Here is a 5,982-nt window from a genome sequence, read left to right as displayed (position 1 = left end):
GTCATCAGCACGACCAGGGTCGGGATGATGCCGGTGACGAAGCCGGCGAACACTTCGCCGCCCTTCTGGAAGATGCCGATGAAGTATTTGCCAATCGCGGTCAGCCAGCCGAGCTGCTCTTCCTGCTGCACGTTCTTCAGCTGTTCCTTCAGCTGATCGGCGGTGACCGGCGCGTTGTCGGTCGTCGCCTGCGCCAGGACCACGAGATGATCGGTGGCATGCTCGACGCCGAGCTTGCCGTGCCAGGCAGCATCCGAGACCATGGTGCCTGCGACATGCAGGTTATGCACCGCCAGGTCGGCATGCTGCGCCAATAATGTAATTACAGACATTTCTCCTCCTTATGACCCCTGCCGGTCATTCCCAGCCGGCCGCCGGTGTCGTTTAAGCCCTTGCTATGTTCAAGCCGGACAGGCCCGGCTTCTTCCCCGGCTCCGACCGCGCGCGGTCGATTTGCTCGATCGCCCGTTTCACGGCCTCGGCCACACCGGGTTCCCCCTCCCCCATGATCGCAGGGTTGGACCGGAGTCGATCGAGGGGGATGCCCTCGAATTCTTCATGTCGCTTGAACTTGGTCAGCACCGAACGGCCGCTCATGACCATCATGCGGCGCACGACGAGATCCGGCGTCACGACGATCAGCGCAATCGTGCCCTTGGCCAGCCGTCCGCGGAAATTGCCGGCGCCGACGAAGCCGTCCTTGTACTGAGCCGTGACACCTTTGAAGACGTCCGAATAATGCCGCATCTGCAGCCAGACACCGAGCGATTGCAGCGCCCAGACAACAAACAGCAGAAGCAGCGCCCACTGCCAGATCGCCATTTCGGTTTCCTCCCGAGTCGCTTTCTCCGGCACATATTGAACGGAGCCGAGACGACCCGAAAGTGAGAACATTTGTTTCCTCGAATGTCAACATGTATTATATTAGCCGCTATAACGCTCCACAGCCGGCTGGCCGATTTCGGCATCGGCGGCCCTGTGCTAGCCTGTCGTCAAACGGGATATGAGACATGGATCTGCCTTTCAGGCACGAACTCGCGCTTATGCCGGACCTTCGTCACCGGCTGCGGCAACTGCGCTGGTTTCGCGCCACTTTCCGCAGCAGCGCGAAGGTGGTGTCGGAAACCTTCGGCGTTCGTTTCGAGATCGACGAGGCCAAGCTGACACGCGCCTTTCTCGACTGGATCGAAGTCATGGAAGCGCAGAAGCGATTCGCTGCGGTCGATCGCGCGGACTTCATTGTCTTCGCCGCCGGGCTGGTGCTGCGCGAACTGATCCGGCAGGCGCCGGCACGGGAGGTCTCAGGTCTCAGCGAAATGATCGAGACCGAAGCCAATGCCGGCACGGCGGAAATCGTGCGCTTCTGGCCGGAGGGATTTCTCTATACCAACTATTGCGTGTCGGCGATCCTGGCCGTGCACGAGCAGGAGTTCGGCACGGCGCCCAGCATCGACAAATGCGCCGACGACCTGCGCACCTGGTGGTCCTACCGCGAGAACGCGACGGAAATGCCCGCCTATGCCGTGGCCTTCCTCGACCGCTTCCTCGGTGCCGAGCCCAACTGGATCACGCCCGACCGCGCCCAGTCGCGCCAGGCCATGCAGCGCGCGCTTGGATCCTCGCCGGTCAGCGAGGCGTTGCGCCAGCTTTGACGGTTGGCCGCCTTGAACATCTGACTTTTTATCGATAGCGATGTGCGCATTGGCACAGGAGCCGGGAGACGCGCGTGGCGCAACCTAGACTGATGATTTTCGATTGCGACGGCGTTCTCGTAGACAGCGAGCCACTGGCCGCCAAGGCCTATGAGCGCGTCTATGAGAAACACGGCATGCCCGGCGTCCATGGCGGCATCATCGCGCAGTGCATCGGCATGAAGCAGTCCGACATCATCGTCAAAATCAAGGAACTGACCGGCCACCAGTTCCCCCCGGCGGCCGACGGCGACATCTGGGCTGAGACCAAGCTGCTCTTCTCCGAGGAGTTGAAGCCGACCCCAGGGATCGCGCCGTTCCTTGGCGCACTTGCCGGAGACCGCTGCGTCGCCTCATCATCGTCGGTCGAACGCATCAACCACAGCCTTTCGGTGACCGGACTGTCGCGCTTCTTCGGCGAGGCGATCTTCTCCTCCTCGATGGTGAAGAACGGCAAGCCGGCGCCCGACATCTTCCTTTACGCCGCCGAGAAGATGGGCGCGAAACCGGCTGACTGCATCGTGGTCGAGGATTCGCCGTTCGGCGTCCAGGGCGCGGTCGCGGCCGGCATGATCGCGATCGGCTACACCGGCGGCGGTCACACCTACCCCGAGCATGGCGCGCGGTTGAAAGCGGCCGGCGCCGACTTCGTCTGCGCCGATTGGCACGAAGTGGGCCGGCAATTGGCGGGGCTTGGCGTGCCGGCCTGAGTTAGCGAAGGCTGGGGAAGCGACGGCGATTCCAGTCACCGGGCGGGACCAATCCTCCCACGCGGAAGTTGAAGGACAGGACCCTCGTCGCATCGGCATCGACCTCGCAGCGGAAGCTCAGATCGTACCATTGGGTTGTCGTGCTGAAGGCAGCCTGCGGAGGGTTGAGAACATTGCCTTGCTTCAGGGGAATGGTCGGCAGCCATTTCGGCGAATAGTCGGCGCTTTGCAATTCCTGATTCAGGACGTTTGCGCAAAGATTGGCAACGCGCTGATCGCGCGGCACGTTCTCCATCGAGCTCGTAGCCTGCATATTGCCGGTCGCACCCGGCGAGTAAAGCTTCCTGACGCCAGGCAGGCCGGAATAGATCGGCGCTCCCGCAGCCGCGCTGTCGGCGGAATTCGACCTTCCCGGGTTCCCGCTTGGCGCTCTCAAAGCCCTTGCGGATTTGAACTTGATCGCCTTGGACGGTTTAGGCTTTGCCTTTTCGGTTGAGGATGGAGGCGCGGTCTTTTCGCCGGCCTCGGCCGTCAGTGGCTTCGGTGGCGCGGCCGGCTGTTCTTCGGTGGTTTGTGGCGCCGCCTGTTGTTTGTCGGGCTGCTGCCTGTCAGTGTCCTCAGTCGGCTGCTTCTCGTCGCTTTGCGCGGGTTTTTCATCCGGCGCGGCAGTTGCCGGCTTCTCCGGGGCCTTGCTGGAGTCGGCCTGCTGCTCGGGCGTTGCAGGAGCTGGCGGGTTGGGCGCTGGCTTCGGTGCGACAGGCGGTTTTGCTGGTTCATTTTGGGCCGGCGACGGTGCGTTGGCCGGAGCGCTGCCTCCGTTGAGAGATTTCTCCGGGCCGGTATCCTTCTCGCCATATTGGAAAACGCGCTTCAGAACCGGGATGTCCTGCGGTTTCGGCGATTGCGGCGGTGGTGGCTTTTGCTCGGCCTGCTCAGGTGGCTTTTCGGCCTTCTTTTCAGGCTTGGGCTCCGGCGGCTTTGGAGCGGGCTTCGGCTTGGGCTGATCGGGCGGCGGCACGATCGCGACGTTGACCGGCTGTTCCTGCTGATCCGGCTGTTGGTCGGGTCTCGGCAAGCCGAAGAACAGGAACGCGGCGATCAGAACATGCAGGAACAGCGATGCGGCCAAGGCCCACCGCCAATTCCGAAACCATTCCCGCATCTTGCCGCTCATTGCGTTCCGATGTGGAACGAAATAGCGGCGGCTTCAAGCACTTGCCGGGATTCGCGTGAGCTGCCGTCCTGACAAGTCGGTGATCGGAGGGCCCGCGGTACAAGATCAAGGCTCTGCAGGGAGTGGCTTACACCAGCATGCCCATCGGGTTCTCGATCATGCGCTTGAAGGCGCCGAGCAACTCGGCGCCCAGCGCGCCGTCGACCGCACGATGGTCGGTCGACAGCGTCACCGACATCACCGTTGCCACCTTGATCTCGCCCTTCTTCACCACCGCCCGCTCTTCGCCCGCGCCGACCGCCAGGATCGTCGCATGCGGCGGGTTGATGACGGCGGCAAAGTCCTTGACGCCGAACATGCCCAGATTGGACACCGCCGTCGTGCCGCCCTGATACTCTTCGGGCTTCAGCTTGCGGCTCCTGGCGCGGCTCGCCAGGTCCTTCATCTCGTTGGAGATGACCGACAGCGTCTTTTCATCCGCATGCCGGATGATCGGCGTGATCAGGCCGCCGGGGATCGACACGGCAACGCCGACATCGGCGTGCTTGTGCTTGACCATGGCGCTTTCGGTCCACGACGCGTTGGCATCCGGCACCGCCATCAGCGCCATGGCCATCGCCTTGATGATCATATCGTTGACGGAGAGCTTGTAGGCGGGAACCTCGCCCTTGTCGGTCTTCCTCATGGGGGCCGCGGCATTGAGCTGCGTGCGCAGCGCCAAGAGCGCATCGAGTTCGCAGTCGAGCGTCAGATAGAAATGCGGAATGGTGGACTTGGCCTCGACCAGACGGCGCGCGATGGTCTTGCGCATGTTGTCATGCGGCACAAGCTCGTAGGAGCCTTCGGCAAACAGCTTCAGCACCTGATCGTCCGACATCGGCTTCGGCGCGGGCGCCGGAGCGGACGGAGCGCCGGCTGGCGCCTTCGCCGCAGGCGCGGCCTGGGCGCCGCCGGAAGCGATCGCTGCCTCGACGTCGACCCTCACCACGCGGCCATGCGGGCCGGAACCGGCCAGCGCCGCCACGTCGACGCCGGCATCCTTGGCGATGCGGCGAGCCAGCGGCGATGCGAAGACGCGGTCCCCAGCGGCGTGACCGTTGGCCACGGGAGCAGGCTCGGCCTTCGCCGGCGCGGGCGCCGCGGCCGCCGCTTTCGGAGCCTCCTTGGGCGTTTCGGCCTTCGGCACTTCCGCGTTCGGCGCTTCCGCTTTCGGCGCTTCGGCCTTTGGCGCTGCACTGCCACCGCTCTTGGCCGCGGCGGCGGCATCCTCGCCCTCGCCGGCCAAAATGGCGATCAGCGCGTTGACCTTGACGCCTTCGGTGCCAGCCGGAACCACGAGCTTGGCGACCGTGCCTTCATCAACGGCCTCGACTTCCATCGTCGCCTTGTCGGTCTCGATCTCGGCGATCACGTCGCCCGGCGACACCTTGTCGCCTTCCTTGACCAGCCATTTCGACAGATTGCCCTCTTCCATGGTCGGAGAGAGCGCCGGCATGGTGATGTTGATTGGCATGATGTCCTCCCGACCGGCTCAGCGATAAGTGACGGCTTTGACCGCCTCGACGACCTCGCCGACATTGGGCAAAGCCAGCTTTTCCAGATTCGCCGCATAAGGCATCGGCACGTCCTTGCCGGCGATGGTGATCACCGGCGCATCGAGGAAGTCGAAGGCGCGCTGCGAGACCTGGTTGGCGATGTGATCGCCGACCGAATTCTGCGGGAAGCCCTCTTCCACCACAACGAGACGGTTGGTTTTCTTCACCGAGGCGATGATGGTGTCGAAGTCGAGCGGCCGGATGGTCCTGAGATCGATGATCTCGGCATCGATGCCCATGCCGCGCAGCTCGGCCTCAGCCTTGACCGCATAGGTCATGCCGATGCCGAAGGAGACGAGCGTGACGTCCTTGCCCTGCTTGTGGATGCGCGCCTTGCCGATCGGCAGCACGAAATCGTCGAGCTTCGGCACCTCGAAGGAATGGCCGTAGAGGATCTCGTTTTCGAGGAAGATGACCGGGTTCGGGTCCCGGATCGCCGCCTTGAGCAGGCCCTTGGCGTCGGCAGCCGTATAGGGCATCACCACCTTCAGGCCGGGGATATGACTGTACCAGGCTGCATAGCACTGCGAGTGCTGGGCGGCGACTCTGGCCGCGGCGCCGTTCGGGCCACGGAAGACGATCGGCGCGCCCATCTGGCCGCCGGACATATAGAGCGTCTTGGCGGCCGAGTTGATGATCTGGTCGATCGCCTGCATGGCGAAGTTGAAGGTCATGAACTCGACGATCGGCTTCAGTCCGGCCATCGCGGCGCCGACGCCGACGCCGGCAAAGCCATGCTCGGTGATGGGCGTGTCGACGACGCGGTGCGGCCCGAATTCCTGCAGCAGGCCCTGCGTGATCTTGTAGGCGCC

7 protein-coding genes are annotated in these 5,982 nt (G+C 63.7%); 2 read left to right on the top strand and 5 right to left on the bottom strand.

Going from position 1 to position 5,982, the window contains the following annotated elements:
- A partial coding sequence (locus tag EOD07_RS19020) for a PTS glucitol/sorbitol transporter subunit IIC (RefSeq protein WP_206519496.1) occupies positions 1 to 332 on the bottom strand: 332 nt, incomplete at its 3' end.
- A gap of 52 nt (positions 333 to 384) precedes the next feature.
- A complete protein-coding gene (locus EOD07_RS19015; RefSeq protein WP_127236567.1) occupies positions 385 to 822 on the bottom strand; it encodes a transcriptional regulator GutM in 438 nt (145 codons plus the stop codon).
- A gap of 188 nt (positions 823 to 1,010) precedes the next feature.
- Between EOD07_RS19015 and EOD07_RS19010 the strand changes: the two genes are divergently transcribed.
- Positions 1,011 to 1,652 carry a hypothetical protein gene (locus EOD07_RS19010; RefSeq protein ID WP_040983216.1) on the top strand — a complete coding sequence of 214 codons (642 nt, stop codon included), beginning with the start codon at positions 1,011 to 1,013 and terminating at the stop codon, positions 1,650 to 1,652.
- Positions 1,653 to 1,726: 74 nt separating this feature from the next.
- On the top strand, positions 1,727 to 2,401 hold the full coding sequence (locus EOD07_RS19005; RefSeq protein ID WP_127236566.1) for an HAD family phosphatase: 675 nt from the start codon (positions 1,727 to 1,729) through the stop codon (positions 2,399 to 2,401).
- 1 nt (position 2,402) lies between these two features.
- Here EOD07_RS19005 and EOD07_RS19000 read toward each other — a convergent pair whose 3' ends face one another.
- From EOD07_RS19000 to EOD07_RS18990, 3 genes are all read right to left on the bottom strand, one after another.
- A complete protein-coding gene (locus EOD07_RS19000; protein WP_127236565.1) occupies positions 2,403 to 3,575 on the bottom strand; it encodes a DUF930 domain-containing protein in 1,173 nt (390 codons plus the stop codon).
- 127 nt (positions 3,576 to 3,702) lie between these two features.
- The gene (locus EOD07_RS18995; protein ID WP_127236564.1) at positions 3,703 to 5,088 is read right to left on the bottom strand and encodes a pyruvate dehydrogenase complex dihydrolipoamide acetyltransferase; all 1,386 of its coding nucleotides are present in this window, start codon (positions 5,086 to 5,088) and stop codon (positions 3,703 to 3,705) included.
- 18 nt (positions 5,089 to 5,106) lie between these two features.
- On the bottom strand, positions 5,107 to 5,982 hold an 876-nt coding region (locus EOD07_RS18990; protein WP_127236563.1), incomplete at its 5' end, for a pyruvate dehydrogenase complex E1 component subunit beta.

It is taken from the genome of Mesorhizobium sp. M2C.T.Ca.TU.002.02.1.1, from assembly GCF_003997225.1.
Note: the sequence above shows the minus strand (reverse complement) of the source record. Positions and strands in the feature narration are given on the sequence as shown.